Annotated in this window: 23 protein-coding genes; 13 read left to right on the top strand and 10 right to left on the bottom strand. The window is 45.7% G+C overall.

Going from position 1 to position 25,485, the window contains the following annotated elements; translation table 11 throughout:
• Positions 1-9: 9 nt before the first annotated feature.
• Positions 10-252 (bottom strand): exodeoxyribonuclease VII small subunit, encoded by a 243-nt coding sequence (gene xseB, locus FKN08_RS16055; protein WP_005381566.1) that lies wholly within the window; start codon positions 250-252, stop codon positions 10-12.
• A gap of 263 nt (positions 253-515) precedes the next feature.
• On the opposite strand from xseB, the gene pomA reads away from it, so the two are divergent.
• The 7 genes from pomA to rlmM all read left to right on the top strand — a co-directional run bounded on the left by pomA (position 516) and on the right by rlmM (position 7,412).
• Positions 516-1,277, top strand: a complete 762-nt coding sequence (gene pomA / locus FKN08_RS16050; protein WP_005381564.1) for a flagellar motor protein PomA — start codon at positions 516-518, stop codon at positions 1,275-1,277.
• A 15-nt stretch (positions 1,278-1,292) separates the two neighbouring features.
• Entirely contained in the window at positions 1,293-2,240 is a 948-nt protein-coding gene (locus FKN08_RS16045) for a flagellar motor protein MotB (RefSeq protein ID WP_006741833.1), read from the top strand.
• Positions 2,241-2,451: 211 nt separating this feature from the next.
• Positions 2,452-3,900: a tRNA uracil 4-sulfurtransferase ThiI gene (gene thiI / locus FKN08_RS16040; protein ID WP_031780206.1), complete on the top strand. Its 1,449-nt coding sequence runs from the start codon at positions 2,452-2,454 to the stop codon at positions 3,898-3,900.
• A gap of 511 nt (positions 3,901-4,411) precedes the next feature.
• Positions 4,412-5,332 (top strand): transcriptional regulator GcvA, encoded by a 921-nt coding sequence (locus tag FKN08_RS16035; RefSeq protein ID WP_005391378.1) that lies wholly within the window; start codon positions 4,412-4,414, stop codon positions 5,330-5,332.
• Positions 5,313-5,936: an alpha/beta fold hydrolase gene (locus FKN08_RS16030; RefSeq protein ID WP_065645098.1), complete on the top strand. Its 624-nt coding sequence runs from the start codon at positions 5,313-5,315 to the stop codon at positions 5,934-5,936. The genes FKN08_RS16035 and FKN08_RS16030 overlap by 20 nt, the downstream gene beginning before the upstream one ends.
• Positions 5,926-6,324: a DUF423 domain-containing protein gene (locus FKN08_RS16025; RefSeq protein ID WP_170892524.1), complete on the top strand. Its 399-nt coding sequence runs from the start codon at positions 5,926-5,928 to the stop codon at positions 6,322-6,324. Before FKN08_RS16030 ends, FKN08_RS16025 begins: the two co-directional genes overlap by 11 nt.
• Positions 6,321-7,412, top strand: coding sequence for a 23S rRNA (cytidine(2498)-2'-O)-methyltransferase RlmM (gene rlmM, locus FKN08_RS16020; RefSeq protein ID WP_005391375.1), 1,092 nt, complete (start codon positions 6,321-6,323; stop codon positions 7,410-7,412). Before FKN08_RS16025 ends, rlmM begins: the two co-directional genes overlap by 4 nt.
• A gap of 108 nt (positions 7,413-7,520) precedes the next feature.
• Here rlmM and xni read toward each other — a convergent pair whose 3' ends face one another.
• The 5 genes from xni to queF all read right to left on the bottom strand — a co-directional run bounded on the left by xni (position 7,521) and on the right by queF (position 14,986).
• Positions 7,521-8,303 (bottom strand): flap endonuclease Xni, encoded by a 783-nt coding sequence (gene xni / locus FKN08_RS16015; RefSeq protein WP_114323816.1) that lies wholly within the window; start codon positions 8,301-8,303, stop codon positions 7,521-7,523.
• Positions 8,304-8,361: 58 nt separating this feature from the next.
• Positions 8,362-9,738 (bottom strand): nucleotide 5'-monophosphate nucleosidase PpnN, encoded by a 1,377-nt coding sequence (ppnN, locus tag FKN08_RS16010; protein ID WP_170892523.1) that lies wholly within the window; start codon positions 9,736-9,738, stop codon positions 8,362-8,364.
• Positions 9,739-10,028: 290 nt separating this feature from the next.
• Positions 10,029-11,594, bottom strand: coding sequence for a GGDEF domain-containing protein (locus tag FKN08_RS16005; protein WP_053808743.1), 1,566 nt, complete (start codon positions 11,592-11,594; stop codon positions 10,029-10,031).
• Positions 11,595-11,692: 98 nt separating this feature from the next.
• On the bottom strand, positions 11,693-13,975 hold the full coding sequence (locus FKN08_RS16000) for a tetratricopeptide repeat protein (RefSeq protein WP_170892522.1): 2,283 nt from the start codon (positions 13,973-13,975) through the stop codon (positions 11,693-11,695).
• A 165-nt stretch (positions 13,976-14,140) separates the two neighbouring features.
• The gene (gene queF / locus FKN08_RS15995; RefSeq protein WP_104971358.1) at positions 14,141-14,986 is read right to left on the bottom strand and encodes an NADPH-dependent 7-cyano-7-deazaguanine reductase QueF; all 846 of its coding nucleotides are present in this window, start codon (positions 14,984-14,986) and stop codon (positions 14,141-14,143) included.
• Between the two features lie 108 nt (positions 14,987-15,094).
• Between queF and syd the strand changes: the two genes are divergently transcribed.
• Both syd and FKN08_RS15985 read left to right on the top strand, forming a co-directional pair.
• Positions 15,095-15,640 (top strand): SecY-interacting protein, encoded by a 546-nt coding sequence (gene syd, locus FKN08_RS15990; protein ID WP_170892521.1) that lies wholly within the window; start codon positions 15,095-15,097, stop codon positions 15,638-15,640.
• A 2-nt stretch (positions 15,641-15,642) separates the two neighbouring features.
• Complete coding sequence (locus FKN08_RS15985) at positions 15,643-16,419, top strand: Zn-ribbon-containing protein (protein ID WP_170892520.1); 777 nt, start codon at positions 15,643-15,645, stop codon at positions 16,417-16,419.
• A 106-nt stretch (positions 16,420-16,525) separates the two neighbouring features.
• Here FKN08_RS15985 and FKN08_RS15980 read toward each other — a convergent pair whose 3' ends face one another.
• From FKN08_RS15980 to metN, 3 genes are read right to left on the bottom strand one after another with little or no spacing between them, the layout of a single operon-like run.
• Positions 16,526-17,335 carry a MetQ/NlpA family lipoprotein gene (locus FKN08_RS15980; RefSeq protein WP_005391357.1) on the bottom strand — a complete coding sequence of 270 codons (810 nt, stop codon included), beginning with the start codon at positions 17,333-17,335 and terminating at the stop codon, positions 16,526-16,528.
• Positions 17,336-17,367: 32 nt separating this feature from the next.
• On the bottom strand, positions 17,368-18,045 hold the full coding sequence (locus tag FKN08_RS15975) for a methionine ABC transporter permease (RefSeq protein ID WP_170892519.1): 678 nt from the start codon (positions 18,043-18,045) through the stop codon (positions 17,368-17,370).
• The gene (gene metN, locus FKN08_RS15970) at positions 18,035-19,069 is read right to left on the bottom strand and encodes a methionine ABC transporter ATP-binding protein MetN (RefSeq protein ID WP_047010146.1); all 1,035 of its coding nucleotides are present in this window, start codon (positions 19,067-19,069) and stop codon (positions 18,035-18,037) included. The genes FKN08_RS15975 and metN overlap by 11 nt, the downstream gene beginning before the upstream one ends.
• Before the next feature lie 341 nt (positions 19,070-19,410).
• Here metN and gmhB point away from each other — a divergent pair, with 341 nt between their 5' ends.
• The 4 genes from gmhB (at position 19,411) to treC (ending at position 24,387) form a co-directional block, all read left to right on the top strand.
• A complete protein-coding gene (gmhB, locus tag FKN08_RS15965) occupies positions 19,411-19,962 on the top strand; it encodes a D-glycero-beta-D-manno-heptose 1,7-bisphosphate 7-phosphatase (protein ID WP_048626100.1) in 552 nt (183 codons plus the stop codon).
• A 103-nt stretch (positions 19,963-20,065) separates the two neighbouring features.
• Positions 20,066-21,013, top strand: coding sequence for a trehalose operon repressor TreR (gene treR / locus FKN08_RS15960; protein WP_170892518.1), 948 nt, complete (start codon positions 20,066-20,068; stop codon positions 21,011-21,013).
• Positions 21,014-21,189: 176 nt separating this feature from the next.
• The gene (gene treB, locus FKN08_RS15955) at positions 21,190-22,614 is read left to right on the top strand and encodes a PTS trehalose transporter subunit IIBC (RefSeq protein ID WP_170892517.1); all 1,425 of its coding nucleotides are present in this window, start codon (positions 21,190-21,192) and stop codon (positions 22,612-22,614) included.
• 87 nt (positions 22,615-22,701) lie between these two features.
• A complete protein-coding gene (gene treC / locus FKN08_RS15950; RefSeq protein ID WP_170892516.1) occupies positions 22,702-24,387 on the top strand; it encodes an alpha,alpha-phosphotrehalase in 1,686 nt (561 codons plus the stop codon).
• Positions 24,388-24,488: 101 nt separating this feature from the next.
• On the opposite strand, the gene FKN08_RS15945 is transcribed toward treC, so the two are convergent.
• Entirely contained in the window at positions 24,489-25,388 is a 900-nt protein-coding gene (locus FKN08_RS15945) for a hypothetical protein (RefSeq protein WP_170892515.1), read from the bottom strand.
• Positions 25,389-25,485: the final 97 nt, after the last annotated feature.

Raw genomic sequence — 25,485 nt, 5'->3', positions numbered from 1 at the left:
TACTGATGGTTATTCTGAATCTGGTTTGAAGTCACTCAGTGGTGCTTCATCATCTTCGCTGAGAAGAATACTTACGCGCTGTTCGGCGTCGCTAAGTTTAGTTTGGCCAGCACGAGCTAAGGCAATGCCTCGTTCAAACTTACGTAGAGCATCATCTAGGGCAAGATCGCCATTTTCTAATTGATCAACCAAGCTATCAAGCTCTTCAATGGTTGCTTCGAAGGTCATGTTTTCTGGTTTCTTGACCGCCATCTTTTTTCTGCCTTAATCAAGCCTTGGAGAAGATGCACGAAAGTTACCTTAGCCTAGTAACTTGGTCAAATTTAACCTTATATAATTGTCACAAAATTAGCGTTAAACGAGCCTAAGCGCTGAAACCCCATATTTTGGTTAAGGTTGTTAAGTCTAATTTGTGATCCATTAGCTAAGATTTTTCTAAAAATTCTGCGCGAGTTGTCGATACAGGTAATAATCCGCCCAATGGCAGTATTTGAGTATAGCGTGAGGAGTGCTTTGTGGATTTAGCAACCCTATTAGGTTTGATTGGTGGTTTTGCATTCGTCATTATGGCGATGGTGCTTGGTGGCAGCATCGGCATGTTTGTCGATGTCACGTCGATCCTTATTGTCGTTGGTGGCTCAATATTTGTAGTACTGATGAAGTTCACAATGGGACAGTTCTTTGGTGCAACAAAGATCGCAGGCAAAGCCTTCATGTTTAAAGCGGATGAACCGGAAGACTTGATCGCAAAAATTGTGGAAATGGCCGATGCGGCACGTAAAGGTGGTTTTCTTGCTCTTGAAGAGATGGAAATTAATAACACTTTTATGCAAAAAGGTATTGATTTGCTTGTTGATGGCCATGATGCCGACGTGGTAAGAGCTGCCTTAAAAAAAGACATCGCGCTTACGGATGAACGACATACTCAAGGCACTGGCGTATTTCGCGCCTTTGGTGACGTTGCCCCTGCAATGGGGATGATTGGTACCTTGGTTGGCTTAGTCGCGATGCTCTCAAATATGGATGATCCAAAAGCGATTGGACCAGCAATGGCGGTTGCACTCTTAACCACATTGTATGGCGCGATCCTGTCCAACATGGTGTTTTTCCCTATTGCGGATAAGCTTTCTCTGCGCCGTGATCAAGAAACGCTAAACCGCCGTTTGATCATGGATGGCGTATTAGCGATTCAAGATGGTCAAAACCCGCGAGTGATTGATAGCTACTTGAAGAACTACCTCAACGAAGGTAAACGTGCCCTTGAGATTGACGAGTAACTTGGGAGAGTAGTGATGGATGATGAAGATAACAAATGCGATTGTCCGCCACCTGGTCTCCCGTTATGGATGGGGACATTCGCGGACTTAATGTCGCTACTGATGTGTTTCTTTGTTCTTCTGCTCTCGTTTTCTGAGATGGACGTGCTGAAGTTCAAACAGATTGCGGGATCAATGAAATTTGCCTTCGGTGTACAAAATCAACTTGAAGTGAAAGACATTCCCAAAGGTACTAGCATCATTGCTCAAGAGTTTCGACCGGGCCGACCGGAACCAACGCCGATTGATGTCATCATGCAGCAAACCATGGACATCACTCAGCAGACGCTCGAATTTCATGAAGGGGAGTCTGACCGAGCTGGTGGCACAAAGCGTGATGAAGGAAAGTTAACCGGTGGTCAATCGCCAGAAACGTCAACGCAAAACAATCAATCTGCAGAAGCGGACATGCAACAGCAGCAATCTGAAGAGATGTCGCAAGAGATGGAAACCTTGATGGAAAGCATCAAGAAAGCCTTAGAGCGAGAGATTGAACAAGGTGCGATTGAAGTTGAAAATCTTGGCCAACAGATTGTTATACGTATGCGTGAAAAAGGTGCATTCCCTGAAGGTTCGGCCTTTTTGCAGCCTAAATTCCGTCCTTTAGTTCGACAAATTGCAGAGTTAGTAAAAGACGTGCCAGGCATTGTGCGAGTTTCTGGTCATACGGACAACCGACCGTTGGACTCAGAGCTTTATCGTTCTAACTGGGATCTCTCCTCTCAGCGCGCCGTATCGGTCGCACAAGAGATGGAGAAGGTGAGAGGCTTCTCTCATCAACGTTTGAGAGTGCGAGGCATGGCAGATACTGAACCATTGTTGCCGAATGATTCTGATGAAAATCGCGCGCTTAACCGACGGGTTGAAATCAGCATCATGCAAGGCGAGCCACTATACAGTGAAGAAGTGCCTGTAATTCAATAACTAGGCTTTAGTTTTAAGTCAGTAGAGAGATAAGAAAGCGAGCAGATTGCTCGCTTTTTTTGTTTTTCCAATCCGCTTGGGTGTATAATCTTGCGCCTTAAAAGTGAGCTCACACTACTTTTTGTGACTGAAACGCGGTTTTACTGCGTATGAAGCATTGAAGTTGAGTGTCACTCTTTGTTGATTGCGAAACTAACCTGCGAATTAGACTATGAAATTTATTGTAAAGCCCCATCCAGAAATTTTTGTAAAAAGTGAATCTGTGCGTAAGCGCTTCACAAAGATTTTAGAGTGCAACATTCGTAACATCATTAAGAGCCGCACGGAATCTGTCGCGGTATTCAACCGTCGTGATCACATTGAAGTGACCTCTGAGAGTAACGAATTCCACGCTGAAGTTCTTGAGGTTTTGACTCATACACCAGGCATTCACCACGTACTGGAAGTGAAGCAGACCGAATTTAAAGACTTGCACGATATCTTCGAACAAGTACTGGAGCTAAATCGCTCTGCACTCGAAAATAAAACCTTTGTTGTACGTGCGAAGCGTCGCGGTAAGCACGACTTTACCTCTATCGAACTAGAGCGTTATGTCGGCGGTGGTTTAAACCAAGCGATTGAGAGCGCAAGAGTTAAGCTGCAAAACCCAGACGTGACGATCAAGGTGGAAGTCTCGAACGATAAGCTAAACCAAGTGCTGGCTCGTCATAAAGGTCTAGGCGGCTTCCCACTGGGCACGCAAGAAGACGTGTTGAGCTTGATCTCTGGTGGTTTTGACTCTGGTGTTTCTAGCTATCTGCATATCAAGCGTGGCTCAAAAGTACATTACTGCTTCTTTAACTTAGGTGGTCCAGCACACGAAATCGGCGTTAAGCAGGTTTCTCACTACCTATGGAACAAATACGGTTCTTCTGCAAAAGTACGTTTCATTTCAGTTGATTTCGAACCTGTGGTTGCGGAAATCCTAGAGAAAGTCGATGACGGCCAAATGGGTGTTATCTTGAAGCGTATGTTCATGCGTGCAGCAGGCATGATTGCTCAGAAGATGAAGATCGAAGCATTGGTAACAGGCGAAGCGCTCGGTCAGGTATCGAGCCAAACGCTAACTAACCTCCGCCATATCGATAACGTAACGGACACGTTGATTCTGCGCCCACTTATCAACTGGGATAAAGAAGACATCATTAACCTAGCACGCGAAATCGGCACGGAAGACTTTGCGAAGACTATGCCAGAGTATTGTGGTGTTATTTCTAAGAAGCCGACAGTAAAAGCGATTAAAGCGAAGCTAGAAGCGGAAGAAGAGAAGTTTGACTTTAGCATTCTTGAGCAAGTAGTTCGTGATGCACGCATGATGGACATTCGTGATATCGCGAAAGAGTCTGAGCAAGCAGCACCAGAAGTCGAGCAGGTTGAAGCGGTAGAAGAGCACGCGGTTGTGCTAGATATTCGTAGTCCTGAAGAGGAAGACGATAACCCGCTCGAAATCGAAGGTGTGGATGTGAAACATATCCCATTCTACAAGTTGGGTACACAGTTTGGTGATTTAGACCAATCTAAGACATATCTATTGTACTGTGACCGTGGTGTGATGAGCCGTCTGCAAGCACTTTACTTGCAAGAGCAAGGCTTCAATAACGTAAAAGTTTACCGCCCATAGTTGACTGATAAAAAGAAGTTAAAAGGCGCAAATTGAGACATCAATTTGCGCCTTTTTTGTTTTTGATCGCGTTACAGCTAATCATTACTTAGCATAATATTGAGGCTTATCGCAAAGCCATACACTTTGTGTTGATATAACGATAATTAATCCGAAAGAAGAGTAATAAAGTGATGTTGCTGCCAGATATACGGATGAGATTTTCGATAGATAAAAAAACACCGCCTAATTTAGGCGGTGTAACAAATTTGACAGACAGGTCAAAAATAAATACAGGAAGTATATGTTTTGTCACAGGGAGTGTGGACAAAACATTATGGTAGAAATCTACCTAACTCGAAATACGAGTTTGCAAACACAACATCGCAACAACGAAGCCAATTGATTTCCAAAGAAATCAAGCCGTTCAGGCTCGTGTTGCGGGGTGAAATATAGAATTTATCTGGCTGTTCGACAACGGACATTTTATAATGTTTCAGATTAAAAAAACTAATCCTATTTGAGGTCCCATATGTCTCGCAGATTGCCTCCATTAAATTCGCTTCGAGTCTTCGAAGCGGCTGCTCGTCATCTCAGTTTTACGCGAGCGGCAGAAGAGTTGTTTGTTACTCAAGCCGCGGTCAGTCACCAGATTAAAGCACTCGAAGAGTTCTTATCGTTGAAGCTCTTTCGTCGCCGTAATCGTTCGCTATTGTTGACAGAAGAAGGACAAAGTTACTTTCTCGACATCAAAGATATTTTCACCTCGATTGCCGAGGCGACAGATAAGGTATTGGAACGTAGTGAAAAAGGGGCATTGACGATCAGTCTACCGCCGAGTTTTGCTATCCAATGGTTGGTGCCTCGTTTGGCCGATTTTAATGCTCAAGAGCCAGATATCGATGTACGTATTAAAGCTGTGGATATGGATGAAGGTTCACTGACTGATGATGTAGATGTGGCTATCTACTATGGCCGTGGGAATTGGCCGGGTTTACGAGCGGATAAATTGTACCAAGAGTTTCTGATCCCACTTTGTTCACCTTCGTTACTTTTAGGCAACAAACCATTAGAATCTCTAAGTGACCTCAAATTACACACTTTGTTACATGATACTTCGCGTAAAGACTGGAAGCAGTTTGCGCGTCATTACAACATCGAAGGTATCAATGTAAACCACGGTCCTATTTTCAGTCACTCGACGATGGTGCTACAGGCTGCTGCGCATGGTCAGGGGGTCGCGCTTGGTAACAACGTACTCGCCAAGCCAGAAATGGAAGCTGGACGACTCATCGCGCCATTCGACGAGGTGTTGATCTCCAAGAATGCATTCTACGTGGTGTGTCATGAACAGCAGGCAGATATGGGCCGAATCGCAACGTTTAGAGACTGGATGTTAGCGACCGCGAGAAAAGAGCAAGAGGAAGTACTAGATGAGCCAATGGATAGTTGAGGGACCTGAAAGCGGTCCTCTATTTATCTTTGCCCATGGCGCTGGAGCGGGGATGGAACATGATTTCATGGCCGCCGTTGCCAAAGGATTAGTTGAGCAAGGAATTCGCGTGGTGCGATTTAACTTCCCGTATATGATTAAGCGAGCGGAAGATGGGAAAAAGCGTCCACCAGATCGTGCGCCAAAACTGCTGGAAGCCTATGAAGAAGTGATTGCTCACTTTACCTCTCAACCTATTGTCATTGGTGGTAAGTCAATGGGTGGCCGCATGTCGAGTTTACTGGCTGAAAATGAGCTGGTGGCGGGCATTGCCTGTTTAGGGTTTCCCTTTCACCCACCGGGAAAGCCAGAAAAGTTCAAAGGCGATCACTTAGCGAATATCGAGAAACCTACGCTGATTCTGCAAGGGGAGCGAGACACCTTTGGTAAGCGTGAGGAGTTCGATGACTTTGTCCTTTCATCACAAGTCAAGGTGAGTTTTTTACCCGATGGTGACCACAGCTTTAAACCGCGCAAGAGCTCAGGCCATACCGAGGCGGGTAACATCGAGCTCGCGGTAGAGCAGTTAGCGGCGTTTATCAAAGAGGTGTACCGTGAAAAGTAAGTGGTTACTCTCATTTTCTGGTCTGTCTGGGCTGGTTTCTGTCGCTCTAGGTGCCTTTGCTGCACATGGGTTAAAACCTCAGCTGGCTCCGTATTTGCTTGGCGTATTTGAGACCGGAGTGTTGTACCAATTTATTCACACGCTGGCGATTGTGTTTTGTGCGGTTTTATTGCTATTGAATTTGGGACAAAAAGCACAAAAATATTTTTTCATTGCAGCGATTTGCTTTATCATCGGCATCTTTTGTTTTAGCGGCAGTCTTTACGCGCTGGCGCTGACAGGCATTAAGTGGTTTGGGCCCATTACTCCAATGGGAGGATTACTGTTCATGATTGGTTGGTGTCTGTTCTTTTTTGCTGCGTTCAATATCAAAGAGGTCTCCAAGTGAAACAACTAATGCTCTATTGCCGTTCTGGCTTTGAGAAAGAGTGTGCTGGTGAAATTCAGGACAAAGCGACACAGTTGGAAGTGTATGGCTTCCCTCGTGTGAAGAGAAACTCAGGTTATGTTGTCTTCGAATGTTACCAAGATGGAGATGCGGACAAACTTGCTAGAGGTTTGGACTTTAAGTCGTTAATCTTCGCTCGCCAAATGTTTGCGGTAGCGGCTGAGTTTCAATCGCTGCCAAGTGATGACCGCATTAGCCCAATTTTGAATGAGCTAGCAGACATTGAAGCGTTTCCTCGCTGTGGGGATTTGAGAATTGAAACTCCGGATACGAATGAAGCGAAAGAGCTACTGAAATTCTGCCGTAAATTTACTGTCCCAATGCGTCAAGCGTTGCGCGGTAAAGGTTTAATGTTGAACAAAGACAACGCGAAGAAGCCAGTGCTGCACATTTGTTTTGTGGAGCCTGGCCACTGTTATGTCGGTTATTCTTACACTGACAATAACTCTCAGTTCTTCATGGGTATTCCTCGCCTTAAGTTCCCAGCAGACGCCCCAAGTCGTTCAACGCTTAAACTGGAAGAAGCATTTCACGTCTTTATTCCACGTGAAGAGTGGGATGAGCGTTTGGCTCCAGGAATGTGGGGGGTCGATTTAGGGGCATGTCCAGGCGGTTGGACGTACCAACTGGTGAAGCGCTCGATGTTCGTTCACTGTGTCGATAACGGCATGATGGCAGACAGCTTGATGGAAACTGGCCAGATCAAGCATCATATGGTGGATGGTTTTAAATTCGAACCAGACCGTAAGAACGTAACATGGATTGTTTGTGACATGGTAGAAAAGCCAGCTCGTGTTGCTCACCTTATGGGCCAGTGGCTGTTAAAAGGTTGGGCGAAAGAGGCAATCTTTAACCTTAAGCTGCCAATGAAAGGCCGCTATGACGAGGTGCTGCAAGACCTTGAAAACCTGAAGCAGTTCCTGATTGATAATAAGGTAAAGTTCAGACTACAAGCTAAGCATTTGTATCATGATCGTGAAGAGATCACGATTCATATCCAGTGTCTATCGAACATTTCTCCGTACTAATTCTATCTCCGAGTCATTTGGGGATAGTCCCGAGAATAGAAAAAAGCGCCTTCAAATGGCGCTTTTTTATTGTCTGAGAGCTTTATGGTTTGAAACCATCATCAGACACTATTCCGCTTTATTTGGTCCTGTAAAGCGAATGTCCTGTAAGTTAAAGCCGAGTTCAATGTCGCACTTTAAAGCCGCGACGCGTTTACATAGGCGTGCAGACTCAATGTGCTCGTCTAATTTTTTACGGTATTTCGGTGCGAGGTCTTCACTGGCGTAGGCTGCTTCAATATTCTCAAACTGAGTAAGAATCTCTTTCGCCGCTTTTGGTCCAATGCCCGGAACCCCCGGCACTTGGCTAGAGCTGATCCCCGTTAACCCCCAATAATCGGCCAGTTGGCTCGGTTTTACGCCGAACTCTTTTTCGATAAACGGTTCATCTAACCAACGATGTTGGAAGTAATCACGGATCTGTAGGGTAGGAGAAAGCAGCTGACAGTAGCCTTTATCCGTAGAAACGATGGTGACTTTTTCACCATGACTGGCCACTTTAGTCGCGAGAGTCGCAACCAAGTCGTCCGCTTCATCGCCTTCAGAAAGCAATGAATCAATACCTTGTTCCCACCATGCTTGCTGAATCGCATCTAGACCTAGCATCAGTGGTTCCGGCATTGGTTTTCGATTTTGCTTATAGTCTGGGAGAATCTCAGCTCGCCATCCTCTGTCTTGTTCATGGTGATCGAAAACCGCGATGATGTGTGTCGGGTTGGCTTCTGACAGAATGCGAGTGAGGGTTCTTTGTGTCGTGGTGATGGTTCTTGCTATGTCGGTTGGATCCGGTTGTGCAGAGTGCACACGGCGGATCAGGTTTAGGGCATCAATAATAACAAGATGAATAGACATAATGACTTAGCAATAAAAAAGGGGCGTAATGCCCCTAGTGTAACGAATGCTAGCCTGACTATCGACCACCAATTTCTGGGTGAGCGATGCGATAACACGGTTCGTAGTCTGAACCGCCAGGCAATTTCATTCGGTGTTGTTCGACAAAGTCTTGTAGTAACTTATCGAGCTTTTTCATTAGCACAGGATCACCGTGAATGGTGAAAGGGCCTCGACGTTCGATTTCTCGAATGCCTTCGGCTTTGACGTTACCAGCCACGATACCGGAGAAAGCTTGACGCAGGTTGGCCGCTAAGACTTGAGGTTCTTGATCTAAGCTTAAATCCAATTGCTCCATCGACTCATGAGTTGGATCGAATGGTAACTGGAAGTTAGGCTCGATTTTTAATGACCAGTTAAAGCTATAAGCATCGCCTTTTTCTTTTCGGTGAAGGCGTACAGAGTCCATGGAGCGCTTCATGATGCGTGCCACTTCTGCCGGATCGTCAATGACGATCTCGTAATGCTTTTGACCTTCTTCGCCAAGTGTATCGCGAACAAACTCGTCGATAGAGCGGAAGTACTCTTCACTCTCTTTTGGTCCAGTTAACACGATAGGCATTGGCTGATCGGCGTTGTCTGGATGCATCATAATGCCAAGAATATACAGCAACTCTTCTGCAGTACCCGGACCACCAGGGAAAATTACAATGCCATGCGCCATACGTACAAAGGCTTCCAAACGCTTTTCGATGTCTGGCATGATAACCAGCTCATTCACGATTGGGTTTGGTGGCTCGGCTGCAATAATCGAAGGTTCGGTTAAACCAAGATAACGTTGCTGAGTATAACGCTGCTTCGCATGTCCGATAGCGGCACCTTTCATTGGCCCTTCCATCGCACCAGGGCCACAACCCGTGCAGATATTAAGCTCACGCAAGCCAAGCTCGTTACCGACTTCACGTGTGTATTGATATTCCACGCCATTGATAGAGTGACCACCCCAACACACGACGAGGTTTGGCTCGATACCTGGTGTGAGTGCTCTGGCATTACGCAGAATACCGAACACGAGGTTAGTGATGTGAATTGGGTTCGTCAGGTTGAGTCGTTGTGCGTCTGCTAAATGCATATTGACATAAACGATATCGCGTAACACGGAGAACAGATGCTCTTGGATACCTTTAATTATCTCGCCATCGACAAAGGCGTGTTCAGGTGGGTTAGTCAGCTCAAGCTTAATACCACGCTCGCGGCGCACTACGTTGACATCAAACGACTGGTGTTTATCGAGCAGCTCTTTCGAGTTATCGGTATGACTGCCGGAGTTCAACACCGCTAACGTGCAGTTGCGGTACAGTTGATAAAGTTCACTCGAGGCCGTGTTTTTTAAGCGCTCTACTTCTAATTGAGATAGCAAGTCCATGCTACCAGTGGGGCTTATATGGGTAATCATAACGCCTCCTTGTGTTGCATTATTTTGAGGGAAAGTACCAACTCACCTTTTTGGGTTATACGTATGGTTTGATGAAAGGCAGTTGGCCGATTTGGTTTTATGGTTATTGACTCCCAAGCAACCTCAAGATGGTACATTCGCGTTCTGTAAATGCATCATCTTGAAGTGACTTGGGTTTTTACAGCTTAGCAGACTGAAAGGGAAGAAATGTGATAACTCGTTGAAAATGGGTGGTTATAAAGCGTAAATTGCGCCAATTCTGGTTTGTTTGTTCGATTTTTGCACTAAATCTAGCTCCAGTTAAGCTGATTTGTTCCACGTTTTTTAGCGTCCGCAAGCATCTTGCCGAGTCGATCGAGTACATACTCTGGCGTATCGGACTCTTTAAAAGAGGTCGACACAGCCGCTAGGGTGATCATGATATTTTGCTCACGGAACTTAAATGGTAATTGGCTAATATCACGCTGGATATGTTTAATGAGATCCAGTGTGTATTCTTCAGATTGTTCTGGAACGAGTAAAATAAACTCTTCGCCACCAAAGCGAGCTACCGTTTCAGTTTCTGATACGCGTTTATTAATGGTGCGAGCGATGATCTTCAACGCTTTATCACCAGCCGTATAGCCATAGCTGTCATTCACCGCTTTGAAGTTATCAACGTCAAACAACACTACACGCAGGTTCTGTTGAGAGCGAATCCAACGGCGATACTCTAGCTCTAGTCGATCATTAAATGCGGTGCGGTTATAGACTTTAGTCAGAGGGTCGAGCAACATGCGCTGAGCTTGGTCATCTAAGCGTCGACGATGGTCTTGGGTGGTTTCAAACACGGCTTCGAGCTGGTTCTTACTGTAATTCAAACGCTCTTGCAGCGCTTGTTCTCGTTCTTCCGTCATTTTAAGTCGCTCTGTCAGCGACGCCATTTTCGCAAGTAACGGGGCGATTTCTTTTTTTACATCCGCTAGATCTTGAGCTTGGTCGAGCGATAGTTGACTCAATTCAACCAGACTGTTCATTTCTGTGTTGAGCTCTTGGCGGTGCTCAAAGTAGGTATGATGTTGGTCGACGTTCTGATGAACGGTTTTTAGGTTACTTGCGAGAGAAGTGTTCAGCTGATCAAGGAATTGGCTAGATGCTTCGCGCTCGAACTTTGTTGCTTCGACAACCAATTTCAGCGTTGAGAGCGTAAGCTCAATGAGAGACTCTGCACTCACGCCAAGAAGCAGCTTAGCCCGAATATCGAGCAATCGATCTCCCGTTTCTCCCTCAAAATCCAGCTCGGTGATGGTATGTTGTAGATCGCTGGCTAAGCACTCAAGTTGAGACTTATCAGGATTATTCTCAAACTCGCTGAGATGCAAACGCGAGTTGGAAGTGATGATTTTCAGAGCGCGTTCGTAAATGCTCAGTAGCTTAGTGGCTTGATCGGCTTTATTGCTGGCATGAGCTTCTGAGAAACTCATTAAGTTCCGTAGTTCACGTTTTAACTGCGCAGGTAAACCTGTGACACGTTGGAGTGTTTCACCACTGTGTTTGATTTGTTCGTCTAGGTAGCCGTTCTGTTTGTCCATCGTCTTCGACTGCTGTTTGAGCATTCTCTCTAATACCGCTAAACGTGGGATAAGAGTACTGATATCTTTTTGATGTTGCAGCTCTTGTTGGATTTCAAACAGGTAATTGGATACCTGGGTATTCGAGCCCTGGCAAGCTGAAGACAATGATGCCACAACGCGTTTAAGAACTTGTTGTTCACGTTTGAATTTGAGTGAAGTATCACGATGTGTCAGTCTGAGTTGGTCAAGTTGACAACTCAGCTGATGAAGCTGCGACTGAATATCGGATTCCAAGATTCCCATGAAGTGACTACGGTTAAGTCCATGTACTACTGACAATTATCCGATAATAACAAAAAACGTTATAGCGTCATTAGTTATTATGTCTAACAGGCGTTTAATTATCCATTTTTTAATATTTTCTTGATGTCGTCCTCATTCTTGTAGGACGAATGGATCTTAATCAGGCCTTGGCTAATGGCATGCTGACAGGCGGTTCTTATGTTACCCGTTGCAAAGCTCGCGGCGGGTGCGTTATCGATGGCTTTCAAGAAAACCCAGTGGCTTTGCTTATCCTTCAAGCTGACTTCTCGCGCAATGTGAGTCGCAAGCAGCAACAGATCGAGTAATTCCTCGTCGTTAATTGCAGTGTAGGCTCGTGGTAAGAACGGATAATCGCTGATACCCATGCGAATAATACGGTTGACGTTGTGCTGCTGAGCGAACTCATCCACCCAAGTCTGGAATTTCTCGAACATGACTTCGGCAGAAGCATCACGGTCAGCGTTCGGTTCTATGTAGAGTAGGTTTGCATCTGAGAAGTGGTAAAGACGCGACGGTTTTTCTATCTTTTCCGCTAGGAAGTCACCAAATGCGCGCTCCAGCTCCAAGCCCGCTTTATAACCGTTGTGGACGTACATGCTTCGTAGGAATGGCAAGTCGATCATGACAAAGCGCAGGCGATCGTTAAGTGGCTCGTGAATCAATTCGCCCATTTGCCATTGCTCGAAAGTTTCGCTCGACTTTTTCAATGAGCGAGACAGCTTAACGTTCAGCATACGCAAGTTACGCAAACGGGAACGAGAGTGAGTGAAGAGATCATTACGCAGTTTTTCGATTTCACTTGCTTGGCGCTGCATGATCACGCCGCGGCGCATAATGAACAAAAACATCACCAACACAGTAATAAACAATGCGAATGAGATTTTCTGGAATTTGCGGTGTTCCCTTTCCACTTGCTCAAGGCGTTCCGATTGGCCGATATAGTGGATGGTTTGTTCAGCAAACTCTTTTTGTTGGCGGAATGCATCCTCACTGATTTGGTTGAGCTGTTTTTGCTCTAAACGCACAAGGTTGGTGTATTTCTTATAAGCCTGTAGAGAAAGTTGGTATTCGCCTGCCTGCTCGTAACCAAGCCCGAGTAAGCGGTAAGACTGCTGCTTAATGAAGTTGTTATTTTCAGGTGACTTTTCAGCAAGTGCTAACGCCAGCTTTGCATTGGTAATGACGTTTTTACTGTCGTTTTGATGATAAGCCAGGCCTGACTGAAGCAACGCTGCCTTTGCTTCAAGCTTAGGAATGTCAGTGTATTCTAAAAGCTCTTTAGAACGGTCTAGGTATTGTTCAGCTAGCGCGTAGTTGTAGAGTTGCAGATAGGTAGCCGCTAAGCTTAAGCGAATCTTAATGATCCGATTAATGTTCTTACTGGTGCTTTCATGGTCCAGCACGTTGAAGTAGTGCACCAAGGCAAGGTTAAACTTGCCTTGGTAAAAATAAATGTCACCCATTTGCTCAAGGACATCCGCTAGGATGGGAGAGCTAGGGTAGGAGTCATAGAAGTCTGCGGCTTGAGATAAGTATTCGATCGCTTTGTCGTAAACTCGGCGCTCTTGGAAGAGCCTCGCCAACAGGCGATTAACTTTTGCTAACCTTGCGCCACTGTCACTCTCAATAGATTGCCAATAACCGTAAAGCAGTTCCGACAAAGCCAAATTGTATTTCTTGCTATTCAGATAAAACTCGCCGACGGCTGTGTAATAGTCGATCAAGGCTAAGTCAGATCGGCTGTCTTCAAGCATAGTTTTGGCTTGAGAATACAAACTTTCCGCTTTAATCAGATCGCCACTATGTGAAGCGAGGAGCGCTCTTTGCATCACTAATCGATAGCGAACGCTGTCGGTACGTTGCAATACCGCATCAGCTTCATCGAGTTGCTGCTCAATTTGGTTGAGCGTGTCTTCCGCTTTTGAATAGTTATTGTCGTACATCCAAATCATTTGGTTGCGCATCAACTGGAGATCTAAGTCCATGTACGGCAATTGATATTCTTGCGCTAAGCGCTCGGCTTTGTTTAGGTGTTCGATAGCCGAACGAACGTTACCCATGGCGTAGTCTGCCTGAGCGATAATCTTGTGTGCTTCGATGGTGCTGCTTGGTGTGCGAACGCTACGATCGGTCTCGTCACGAGACATAGCAGAAGGGCTGTCACTCTCTTTGCGTTCCGTTAGCTCACGTTGTGACAAGTAGTTGGTTGCCGCTTGTTTTGCTTGTGATGGCTCTATTTCCGCCAATTGTTGTGCTTCGTTGAGTAACGCGGACGATAAAATGGTCGCATGAAGCGGCTGTACAAACAGCAAGCAAAGAAAGCCAATCAACTTGAATAGACGCGAACTGTCCCAAAACATCCTTTCGTTCCCTCGAACTGTTTTTAGATATGGCGGATAACGGTAAAAGACCTCAACAAGCCTCTTAAATGCAGGTTGAAGCCATTTGATATAGTAACATGCTTGGACAATAAAAACGTCCGGTAACCCTTTAGATTACCGAACTTATTTCTGTCACTAACGCTATTACTGACGAGCCATGCGGTGGTTGTGATCTGGCTTGTCTTGTTCCGTTGAGCGGTACGGATTGATGTCCAAGCCACCACGGCGCGTGTAGCGGGCGAATACGGTCAGTTTACTTGGTTGGCAGTATTTCATTAGATCAGTAAAAATACGCTCAACACACTGTTCGTGAAATTCGTTGTGCTCGCGGAAAGATACCAAGTAACGCAGTAATTTCTCGCGATCTATTTTCGCACCTTGGTAGCGAATTTCTACACTGCCCCAGTCAGGCTGGTTAGTGATTAAACAGTTTGACTTCAATAGGTGGCTATGTAGGATTTCTTCCACTTGCTCTTCACCTGCTGCGCCTTCAAGCAAATCGGCATCAAAATCGTAACTGGTGATGTCAATGTCTTGGTCATCAATGCATTCGCCTTCCATTGTCACAATAGGTTGATTGGTGTAGTGAGTAACCGGGTTCACCTCGACTAACACCTTTTCACCGGCACATTCAGATAGGTCTTGCGTTAAACGCTCTTCAACTTCTTCCCAGCTTGAAAAACGGGTTTGGTTGTAGCTGTTTAAGTACAGTTTGAAAGACTTCGACTCAATCAAGTTTGCACTGGTGGCTGGAATGTATACTTCGCCAACGGCCACTTGTGGTAAGCCTTTACTATTTAACCAAGATAGCTCGTACAGCGTCCAAATGTCGTGGCCCATAAAAGGAAGGCTGTCGCCTAACTGAAGGTCATCTCGGTTTAGGCTACGAGGAACTGGTTGCAGCAAGCTTGGGTCGTATTGGTTCGCATACTCGGTCTTTTTACCTAGTGTTAGGCCAGCAAGCTCTTTAGCGTCAGAATATTTGCTCATACTTTGTGGTCGTTTTCGATTAGAATGGCGAGAATTTTACTGAATCCGCTGGTCAATTGCCATCTGGCAAACACGGCTATCTGATAAATAAGGAATGAGGAGACCTTCATGACCCAAAACGTTACTCAGGCGCTACAAGAGTTCAGCCTGCGCTACCAACAAGCTTGGCAAGCTAAATATAATGAGTTGCCAAGCAGTGAAGAGCTTGCAGATCTTGTTTCTCCTTGTGTCGAAGAGAAGCGTGATGGAAAGGTGCTTTGGAGAGCGGTCGCACGTGATGAAATGGCCGATTTCACTAATGTGGAAAATGCTATTGAGTTGTCACTGCAAGATGGTGTAAAAGCCTTTTATGGTTCTCAATACAGCGCCGATATGGAGGCAACTTGGCAAGGTAATTCGTTGACGCTGCTGCAAGTGTGGAGCGATGATGATTTTGTGCGCCTACAAGAAAATATTCTTGGTCATTTGGTGACGCAACGTCGTCTGAAACTTAAACCAACGGTATTTATTGCGGCGACAGATGAGGAAATGGATGTGATCTCGATTTGTAACCTCACTGGTAATGTGATTTTAGAGCGTTTAGGTACGTCTAAACGCGATGTGCTGGCGGATTCATTGGCTGAGTTCTTGAGCAAGTTAGAGGCCGCTGTCTAAATATGTACGTTGTTGAGTTGCAGTTTGAGTGTTTTGATAACACCACCGTCAGCGCGGTAGACAAAGCCATTAATGGCTTGATGGATGCGTTGCGTTATAACGGCCAAGTACTAGGCCGAGAATTCCCGATAGTGATGGGAGATGGCGAGTTTTATGTTCGTGTCGTTTGCCCAGAGCAAGACAGTTTGCATCCACGTTATCACTCAGATTTTGTCAAAGTGTGCATGAACCGTTTGTCAGACGCGTCTTTGCTTGCACCGAAAATGCGTATGCTTGGCCGTGATTTAAATTCAGAACAAGCGGCCGAAGAAGAGATCCCTAGCTGGCAAGTGTTGTACACGACTTATGTTCATACGTGTTCGCCATTGCGCAGTGGGGAAACGTTGTTGCCGATTCCTTTGTATCGCAATGAGCCGACGCTAAATGGTGACCATAAAGCCGTCATCAAATGGCAGACAGAATGGCAAGCGTGCGATGAAATCCAAATGGCGGGCGGGTGCCGTGCAGAGCATGCGGCGCTGCACGAGATTTGCGATGTGGACAGTGTGTTGTTCCGCCGCGGTTGGGATTTGCGAGGTCGTATCGAATACATCACCAAGGTTCCAACTTACTATTACCAGTATCGCGTGGGCGGTCAGTCGCTGGAGAGCGAGAAAGCGCGCAAGTGCCCAAAATGCGGTGGAGAGTGGCTACTCGATGAGCCATTACATGACATATTTTACTTTAAGTGTGATGACTGCCGAATCGTGTCGAATATCTCTTGGGACCACCTTAAGTAGCGAAGTTACTTAAATGGGTAGATAGACAAATAGAAAGGGCTGATGTTTTCACATCAGCCCTTTTGTGTTTAGAACGTTGTTTTCGGTAATGTTTTGAAAAGTGGGATTACCAACCTTTCACAACACCGCCTTTGAACAGCTCTTTTGCCGCTTCGTAAACTTCTTCCGTTTGGTAAGCTTTTACGAAGTTTTGTACGTTTTGCGCATTAACATTTTCTTCGCGAGCAACAATTAGGTTTACGTATGGTGAGTCTTTATCTTCAACGAACACGCCGTCACGCTCTGGCGATAGGTCGATAGAGCTTGCGTAAGTGGTGTTGATGATAGATAGCGTTACGTCATCCAATGAACGTGGAAGTTGTGGCGCTTCTAACTCAATGATTTCGATATTTTTAGGGTTGCCTACGATGTCACGTACTGTAGCGAGTAGACCAACGCCATCACGTAGCGTAATCAAACCTTGTTGCTCAAGAAGCAGTAGTGAGCGACCTAGGTTTGTTGGATCGTTTGGAACTGCGATGCGTGCGCCATCTTGGATTTCATCGATTGACTTCACTTGCTTAGAGTAACCAGCAATAGGGTAAACGAATGAGTTACCCGCGATAGCCAGTTTGTAGCCGCGGTCTTTCACTTGTTGGTCTAGGTATGGTTTATGTTGGAACGCATTCGCGTCTACTGAACCATCATCCAGAGCGGCGTTTGGGGTTACGTAATCGGTAAATGTTACTAATTCAACGTCTAGGTTGTACTTTTCTTTTGCTACTTTAGCTGCCACTTCGGCAACTTGTGCTTCAGCACCAGCAATAACGCCAACTTTTACTTTATTTACGTCTACTTCTTTGTCGCCACAACCCGCTAGAACAAGAGCAGAAGCGGCCGTTGCTACAGTCAAAAGACCTTTAAGGCTAAATTTCATCTTTATCTCCTTATAATTTGTATTTTCAATGCTTATCTGTGGTCTACACGGCGCACCACTGCGTCACCGATAGACTGAATAATCTGTACTAGAACAATCAGCATCACGACAGTCACAGCCATGATAGTTACATCGTAGCGGTGGAAACCGTAACGGATGGCTACGTCGCCGAGGCCGCCGCCGCCTACCGTTCCCGCCATGGCCGAGTAGCTAACGAGAGTGACTAAGGTGATCGTTACTGAGTTAACAATAGTCGGCATTGCTTCAGGTAGTAGAACTTTTGTGATGATCTGTGTTGGTGTCGCCCCCATTGACTGCGCTGCTTCCACCAAGCCTGTTGGTACCTCTAACAAAGCACCTTCAATAAGACGTGCAACAAACGGAATGGCACCAATAGTCAGTGGGACGATTGCTGCGGTTGTACCGATAAAGGTTCCAACTAGCATTTTTGTCACTGGAATAATCGCAACCATCAGGACGAGGAATGGCACAGAACGACCAATGTTAACGACAGCGCCTAAGCTGCTATTTAGTTTGGTGTTTTCAAGTAGGCCGCCTTTCTTAGTAATATGGAGGATTACGCCTAATGGAATACCCACGGCAAAGCCGACTAATCCGGCAACCACAACCATGTAAAGCGTTTCCCACGTTGCACCTAAAAGTAGTTTGCTGTTTAAACTCAGCCATTCAGAGATTGTATTAAAGGACATAACCAAGTACCTCTACTTTTACGTTGTGCTTACGCAGGTATTCCAGTGCTGCGTTGTCATCTTCTTCGTTACCAAATAGCTCTGCGACCATCATGCCGAATTTCACGCCGCCAGCGTAATCAAGATCGGAGCTCAAAATACTCACATCAATATTGTATTTACGAGAAATTTGCGACATTAGCGGTGCATCGACGGTTGCGCCGGTAAACTCTAAGCGAACTAATGGGTAGCTGCCTTCAACACGCTCTGCTTGCAGACGTGCTTGGTAATCTTCAGGAATGGATAGATCCAGCGTTGAGCGAATGAATTGGTGCGCCAGCTCCGTTTTAGGGTGCGCGAAAATATCGCCAACGGTGCCTTTCTCCACCAATTCACCACCACCGATGATCGCCACTTCGTGACAGATACTTTTTACCACTTCCATTTCGTGGGTGATCAGTAGAATCGTGATGTTGAGTTTGCGGTTGATCTCTTTCAATAGCTCAAGGATAGATTGAGTTGTTGCAGGATCCAGTGCGCTAGTGGCTTCGTCACACAGTAGTACGCTTGGATCGGATGCCAATGCGCGAGCAATAGCCACACGTTGTTTTTGACCGCCACTTAGGTTGGACGGATAGCTTTCGTGTTTGTCGGCTAAGCCAACAAGTTTTAGTAACTCAGTGACTTTTGTTGTGATTTGCGATTTGTCTTTGCCTGCCAGTTCCAGTGGTAGCGCCACGTTATCAAACACAGTACGAGACGAGAGCAGATTAAAATGCTGGAAGATCATGCCGATGTTACGGCGCGTTTCGACCAACTGCTTTTTGCTGAGTTTTGTTAAATCAATGCCATCAACGATGATGGAGCCAGATGTTGGTGCTTCTAACATGTTTACGCAGCGGATCAGCGTACTTTTACCAGCACCAGATGAACCGATAACACCGAAGATGGTGCCCTTGGCGATGTGTAGGTTAATGTCTTTCAGGGCAAGGATTTCCTTACTGCCTTGGTAGAACACTTTATTAACGTTTTTTATTTCTATCATGTTTCAACCTGCCCAAAGATACGGGGAACTTCGCTGTCAAAAACGGCCTTTGACAGAACTTAATGTTGAGCTTTATCTCACTTCTCAGTTGATGCTATGGGTTAACCAGAATGAAGTCAATAGATATTTTTACGTCTAGACGTCTAAATGTATAGATGTTCTATTTTGAAGAGAATGAGGAGTAAGTTACGAGGAGAAGATAAGTGGAGAACCCCCTCAGAATTACCGATTCTTGCCCAACAAATCAACTGTTTTGTCGAGGCCTAGAATGAATTAGATAGTGTTGAAGTTTATAAGGTATGTAATAATCTGATTAAACCGAGTTAATAGAGAAATATGTTTTGGCAAAACCTGCTGTTTTTATCGATCGTGATGGCGTGATAAACGTTGACCACGGCTACGTTCATGACGAACATGATTTTGAGTACATTGATGGTGTGTTTGAAGCGACGAAAGCGCTGAAAGATCAAGGTTACCTCTTAGTGCTAGTGACGAATCAATCGGGCATCGCACGTGGTAAATTCAGTGAAGACCGTTTCTTGTCTCTGACTCAATGGATGGACTGGAACTTTGTTGATCATGGTGTTGAGTTTGATGGTATCTACTACTGTCCACATCACCCTGAACATGGCATTGGGGATTACAAGCAGGATTGTGATTGCCGCAAGCCTAAGCCTGGTATGTTTATCTCTGCTCGCGACTTCTTGAAAATCGACATGGAAAAATCTGTGATGATTGGTGATAAAGCCGAAGACATGATGGCAGCAGAAGCCGCGGGCGTTGGCACCAAGATTTTGGTGCGCACAGGTAAGCCTGTTACTGAGCAAGGTGAAGCATTAGCAACGGTTGTGCTTGATAGTGTTGCTGACGTGCCTGCATATTTAAAGAAATAATCTGCACAATTCGCATATTTAAGGGAAGCGTTTGCTTCCCTTTTCTCTTATTACTGTTAAAGTTCAGTCACCTAAGCATTCATCCATTCTAGTTTGATCACTTATGAGCAAAAAACTCACCATTCTTGATATCGCGAAATTGGCAGGCGTTGGCAAATCAACAGTAAGCCGTGTGCTTACCAACGATCCAAAAGTGAAACCTCAAACGCGAGAGAAAGTAGAGCAAATCATTCGTGAATCAGGCTACGTCCCATCAAAGTCTGCGCAGTCGATGCGCGGTGGCAGTCAAAAGGTGATCGGCGTGATCATCTCTCGTTTAGATTCACCATCAGAAAACCGCGCTGTTGGGACCATGCTCAACGCTTTGTACTCAGCAGGGTACGACGTGGTGATCATGGAGAGCCAATTCGATCGCGATAAAACTAATGAGCATTTGGATGTGCTTAAACGTCGCAATGTCGATGGGGTGATCGTGTTTGGCTTTACTGGATGTGATGAGCAAGCCTTAGCCGAGTGGGGGAATCGTATCGTCGTGATCGCGATGGACACGCAAATGGTTTCTTCGATCAACTACGACAACCAAGGTGTGATAGACATGGCTTTGTCTCATCTTGAGCAGCAATCTCTCTCTCGCATTGCTTATATTGGTGTTGATCCTGAAGACAAAACCACAGGCTTGGCGCGTTTAAATGCTTATAAAGCTTGGTGTCAACGTAAACAACTCACACCTTGTTTCCAAACCGGTAAGCTTAGCCATGAAAGTGCTTATCAGTTGGTGGATCACGTTCTAAAAGCAGACACGCAAGCCATTGTGTGTGCCAGCGATACCATTGCATTGGGCGTAATTAAGCGTCTTCAAGAGTTAGGCCGTGAAGATGTGGTAGTAACAGGCGTGGGTGGTAACGAGTTGCTTTCTTTTCTTTTCCCTAAAGTATTTAGTGTTGACCCAGGTTATACCCTTGCGGGTGAAAAGTCCGCTAAGATGCTGATTAATCAATTAAATGGCGATGAAGAAGTCGTTCACTTCACTCAACAACCTATTTGCCGCTAATCCACACTACAACGGTTTGCTCTAAAATTATACTGTGATCATTCTCAATTAATGGGACTGTTCCCATTTTGTTTTTTGTCTTTGGGTGGCAATATTAAAATTAAGAAATGGGAATGTTCCCATTTATAAAAATAAAATGATGAATCGAATGTATCCAATACAGGGTGGACAAAGTTATGAGTAAGATTGCGCGTAAAGACGTGGAGCGTCTTATTGAGCTGGTCGGGGGACCGGACAATATTGCCAGTGTAAGCCACTGTTTAACTCGCTTGCGTTTTGTTCTAAATGATACCGACAAAGCGGACACGAAACAGTTAGAAGCCTTGCGTATGGTGAAAGGCTGTTTTACCAACGCAGGTCAATTCCAAGTCGTCATCGGCACTGAAGTTGATGAGGTTTACAAAGTACTGATCGAGCTAAGCGGTAAAAGTGAAGCCAGCAAAGACGAATCCAAGAATGCTGCTCGCCAAAACATGAATATTGTTGAGCGTGGTATTTCCCACCTTGCAGAAATCTTTGTACCGTTGCTACCTGCGATCATCACTGGTGGTCTGATCCTTGGCTTCCGTAATGTGATTGGCGACATCAAAATGTTTGATGGTCAAACCCTAACGGAAATCAGTCAGTTTTGGGCGACTGTTCACTCATTCCTATGGTTAATTGGTGAAGCGATTTTCTTCTTCCTACCCGTTGGTGTGTGTTGGTCGACCGTGAAAAAGCTCGGTGGTACACCGATTCTGGGCATCACGCTCGGTGTGACGTTGGTTTCGCCGCAGTTAATGAACGCGTACTTGATTGGTAAGCAAGTACCTGAAGTGTGGGACTTTGGGTTGTTTGCGATTGAGAAAGTCGGTTACCAAGCGCAGGTGATTCCCGCGATGTTAGCAGGTATCGCACTGGCGTTTATCGAAACACGCTTAAAACGCATCATTCCGTCTTACCTTTACCTAGTAGTAGTACCGTTTGTTTCTATCATTGTGTCTGTGATTCTTGCGCACTCGATCATTGGTCCATTTGGTCGCATGTTGGGTGATGGCGTGGCATTCGCAGCAAAAGCGGCCATGACGGGTGACTTCGCGATGATTGGCTCAACCATCTTCGGCTTCCTATACGCGCCATTGGTCATTACTGGTATTCACCACACCACCAACGCGGTAGACCTTCAACTGATGCAAGAGCTAGGCGGTACGCCAATTTGGCCTCTGATTGCACTTTCAAACATTGCTCAAGCATCGGCAGTGGTTGGCATCATTATCATCAGTAAAAAACACGGCGAGCGTGATATCTCAGTGCCTGCGGCTATCTCTGCTTACCTTGGCGTGACTGAACCGGCGATGTACGGCATCAACTTGAAATACAAGTTCCCAATGCTGAGCGCGATGATCGGTAGTGCGTGTGCTGCTGCTATTTGTGGTAGTGCGGGCGTCATGGCGAACGGTATCGGTGTGGGCGGTTTGCCGGGCATCTTATCTATCCAACCGCAGTTCTGGGGCATTTTTGCTCTGGCGATGTTAGTCGCAATGCTGGTACCTGCTGCATTAACGTTAATTCTTTATAAGCGTGCACAAGCCAAAGGTGAGCTTGAGCCGGCAAACGCGTAATTCAATTTGAGGCAGTGACTTGGCTGCCTCCTCCTATTTTTCTTTTCAAATTTTAAGTTTCCGATTACTGGTAAGTGAGTGTTAGAAATGGCTATGACCAAGCATGATGAGAGCTGGTGGAAAACCGCAACCATCTATCAAATTTACCCAAAAAGCTTTTGTGACAGTGGCAGTAAAGGCACGGGCGACATCAAAGGGATCATTTCTAAGCTGGATTATCTTAAGCACCTTGGTGTGGATGCGATTTGGCTGACGCCGGTTTACCAATCGCCAATGATCGACAACGGTTATGACATCTCCGATTACTACTCGATCAACCCTGAGTTCGGCACGATGCAAGATTTTGAAACTTTGCTAGCAGAAGCGCATCAGTTGGGCATTCGTATCATCATGGACATAGTAGTGAACCACACGTCGACAGAACACAAGTGGTTCCAATCCGCACTGGGTGATAAAAACAGCCCATACCGTGATTACTACATCTGGAAAGATCCGGTAGATGGTGCTGAACCAAACAACTGGCAATCAAAGTTTGGTGGCAACGCTTGGGCGCTGGATGAAAAAACAGGCCAGTACTACTTGCACCTTTTTGCTAAAGAGCAGGCGGATTTGAACTGGGAAAACCCAGTGGTGCGCGAAGAAGTCAAAGAAGTCATCAGCTTCTGGGCAGACAAAGGCGTGGATGGTTTCCGTCTTGATGTCATCAACCTGATTTCTAAACAACAAGATTTCCCAAGCGATGATATTGGCGATGGCCGTCGTTTCTATACTGATGGTCCTCGCGTGCACGAATATCTGCAAGAAATCAGCGAAGCCGTGTTCCAAAAGTACGGCAGCGTGACGGTGGGTGAAATGTCTTCCACCACGCTAGAGCACTGCCAGCAATACTCTTCGCTAGACGGCAAAGAGCTATCCATGGTGTTCAACTTTCATCATCTGAAAGTCGATTATCCGAATGGTGAAAAATGGACCAAAGCGCCATTTGATTTCATTCAGTTAAAGCAGATCTTCAACCATTGGCAAACGGGCTTAAATGGCAAAGGGTGGGGCGCGCTGTTCTGGTGTAACCACGATCAACCTCGTGTGGTAAGCCGCTTAGGCGATGATAAACAATACCGCGTCGAATCTGCCAAGATGCTGGCGGCGTCTGTACACATGATGCAAGGCACACCTTATGTTTACCAAGGGGAAGAGATTGGCATGACCAACCCAGGTTACACTGAGATCAGCCAGTACCGCGACGTAGAAAGCACCAACATGTACGACATCATGGTTAACCGCGATGGTGTATCACACGAGGAGATGATGGCGATTTTGGCGCAGAAGTCGCGTGATAACTCACGTACGCCAATGCAATGGAACAGCCAAAAGCACGCCGGTTTTACCGAAGGCACACCGTGGCTTGAAGTGGCGCAGAACTACTCTGAAATCAACGCAGAAGCTGCGGTTGCTGATTTAAACTCGGTGTTCTATTTCTACAAACGTTTGATTGAGCTACGTAAACAGGTTTCGGTGATCACTGATGGCTGTTATGAAGATTTATTGCCAGAGCATCAACGCATTTTTGCTTACGCTCGCCAGAACGACAAACAAACACTGCTGTGTATCAATAACTACTACGCTGAAGAGGTGGAATGCGTTCTGCCAGAACGTTTTGATATGAGTAAAGCGAAAAACTTGCTATCTAACTATCAAAACTCAGCGAGTGCAGTCGCGTCAAACCATCAAGTATTACGACCTTACGAAACTCGTATTTTATTGATAGAAGAATAAACTCGGGTGTCACCCCCTAAGATTGATGTTCGAGATAAAGGCTTTGGTGTGCTCCCCAAAGCCTTTTTTATTGAGATGCGAGATACTTGTGGAGTACAGGCTTATTTTGCTTCAATTGCTGTTAGCAGCACTTTCTCTTCATTGATTTGTACTTGTTGTACTTTTAGCAGTTCGATTTGCTCAATCAGACCTAAGCTCGGGTTAAACCAACGTTCTGCCGAAGTGGCGAACTCCATTGAGTCCATACCATCGCAGTTTAGGTTGTAAGTATTCTCTTCCGTCAGGTACGCCGCTTCAATTTTCTTGCTTGAAATTGAGAACGTTTTACGTACGCCAGTCTCTCGGATTTGCTGCTGCCAAACCATTTGGCAAGATGCTGTCATTGGCAGGTTTTGCACCCACTCATGCTCTTCAAAACTGTCTAGTAGGTTGTGAACTGCGTAGCCTGTTAGAGTGGTTTGCAGAGATATGGTCTCTTCACCGATATCAATGTTCGGGCTTTTCTCTTTTACGTCGTCACCGTTGAGACGGAAAATAGGGCTGCTGTGCATCAGCATGGCAACAAACTGCTGGTTAATGGAATAAGCGTCGGTGACTTCATGAAGTGCGCCATCAGAGCCTGCAAAATAAAGCGTATTGCTCTCTTCATCGTCGTTGTACTGTTCGTCAGAATAGTAGAACTGTTTGGCGCCGTAGTTCACCAAGTCATTAACCAACTGGACCATTGCTTCGCTGTTTGGGATTTGTGCCAATGCTGCCAACAATTGCTCGTTATCCATCGCTTGGAAACTCAGTTTCATCTCGCCTTCAGGTTGGCCATCCAGGCTAAACGCGTAGTTTAGTTGTGTGCTTGGCGTGGGAGCGAAGATTGAGTTTTGAATCGCGATGTCGAAACTTTCTTGAGGCACTTTGTTTGGATTAGCACTGCCAGAAGATGAACCACCGCCACAGCCGTAAAGAGCCAGAGTTGCTGCTGCGATAAGCGTCATTTTGTTTAGCATGGTTTACATTCCTGATTGATTAGGCCGCTTCATGTTGGGCCGTTGCTTGAATGCGAGCATGCTAAGTTTAATGAGCTAAAAAGGGCAAAAAACAAAA

The organism is Vibrio sp. 1-2 (7-a), from assembly GCF_013048515.1.
GTDB lineage: Bacteria > Pseudomonadota > Gammaproteobacteria > Enterobacterales > Vibrionaceae > Vibrio > Vibrio diabolicus.
This window is presented reverse-complemented; position numbering and strand designations above follow the sequence as displayed.

What these genes read in the sequence shown, in the direction of transcription:
- metN (WP_047010146.1), bottom strand. Translation starts at nt 19,069, where the DNA reads ATGATAGAAATAAAAAACGTTAATAAAGTGTTCTACCAAGGCAGTAAG.
- FKN08_RS16030 (WP_065645098.1), top strand. Translation starts at nt 5,313, where the DNA reads ATGAGCCAATGGATAGTTGAGGGACCTGAAAGCGGTCCTCTATTTATC.
- FKN08_RS15945 (WP_170892515.1), bottom strand. Translation starts at nt 25,388, where the DNA reads ATGCTAAACAAAATGACGCTTATCGCAGCAGCAACTCTGGCTCTTTAC.
- FKN08_RS15985 (WP_170892520.1), top strand. Translation starts at nt 15,643, where the DNA reads ATGTACGTTGTTGAGTTGCAGTTTGAGTGTTTTGATAACACCACCGTC.
- queF (WP_104971358.1), bottom strand. Translation starts at nt 14,986, where the DNA reads ATGAGCAAATATTCTGACGCTAAAGAGCTTGCTGGCCTAACACTAGGT.
- treR (WP_170892518.1), top strand. Translation starts at nt 20,066, where the DNA reads ATGAGCAAAAAACTCACCATTCTTGATATCGCGAAATTGGCAGGCGTT.
- syd (WP_170892521.1), top strand. Translation starts at nt 15,095, where the DNA reads ATGACCCAAAACGTTACTCAGGCGCTACAAGAGTTCAGCCTGCGCTAC.
- xseB (WP_005381566.1), bottom strand. Translation starts at nt 252, where the DNA reads ATGGCGGTCAAGAAACCAGAAAACATGACCTTCGAAGCAACCATTGAA.
- FKN08_RS16005 (WP_053808743.1), bottom strand. Translation starts at nt 11,594, where the DNA reads ATGGGAATCTTGGAATCCGATATTCAGTCGCAGCTTCATCAGCTGAGT.
- FKN08_RS15975 (WP_170892519.1), bottom strand. Translation starts at nt 18,045, where the DNA reads ATGTCCTTTAATACAATCTCTGAATGGCTGAGTTTAAACAGCAAACTA.
- FKN08_RS15980 (WP_005391357.1), bottom strand. Translation starts at nt 17,335, where the DNA reads ATGAAATTTAGCCTTAAAGGTCTTTTGACTGTAGCAACGGCCGCTTCT.
- ppnN (WP_170892523.1), bottom strand. Translation starts at nt 9,738, where the DNA reads ATGATTACCCATATAAGCCCCACTGGTAGCATGGACTTGCTATCTCAA.
- FKN08_RS16000 (WP_170892522.1), bottom strand. Translation starts at nt 13,975, where the DNA reads ATGTTTTGGGACAGTTCGCGTCTATTCAAGTTGATTGGCTTTCTTTGC.
- treB (WP_170892517.1), top strand. Translation starts at nt 21,190, where the DNA reads ATGAGTAAGATTGCGCGTAAAGACGTGGAGCGTCTTATTGAGCTGGTC.
- thiI (WP_031780206.1), top strand. Translation starts at nt 2,452, where the DNA reads ATGAAATTTATTGTAAAGCCCCATCCAGAAATTTTTGTAAAAAGTGAA.
- FKN08_RS16045 (WP_006741833.1), top strand. Translation starts at nt 1,293, where the DNA reads ATGGATGATGAAGATAACAAATGCGATTGTCCGCCACCTGGTCTCCCG.
- FKN08_RS16035 (WP_005391378.1), top strand. Translation starts at nt 4,412, where the DNA reads ATGTCTCGCAGATTGCCTCCATTAAATTCGCTTCGAGTCTTCGAAGCG.
- treC (WP_170892516.1), top strand. Translation starts at nt 22,702, where the DNA reads ATGGCTATGACCAAGCATGATGAGAGCTGGTGGAAAACCGCAACCATC.
- xni (WP_114323816.1), bottom strand. Translation starts at nt 8,303, where the DNA reads ATGTCTATTCATCTTGTTATTATTGATGCCCTAAACCTGATCCGCCGT.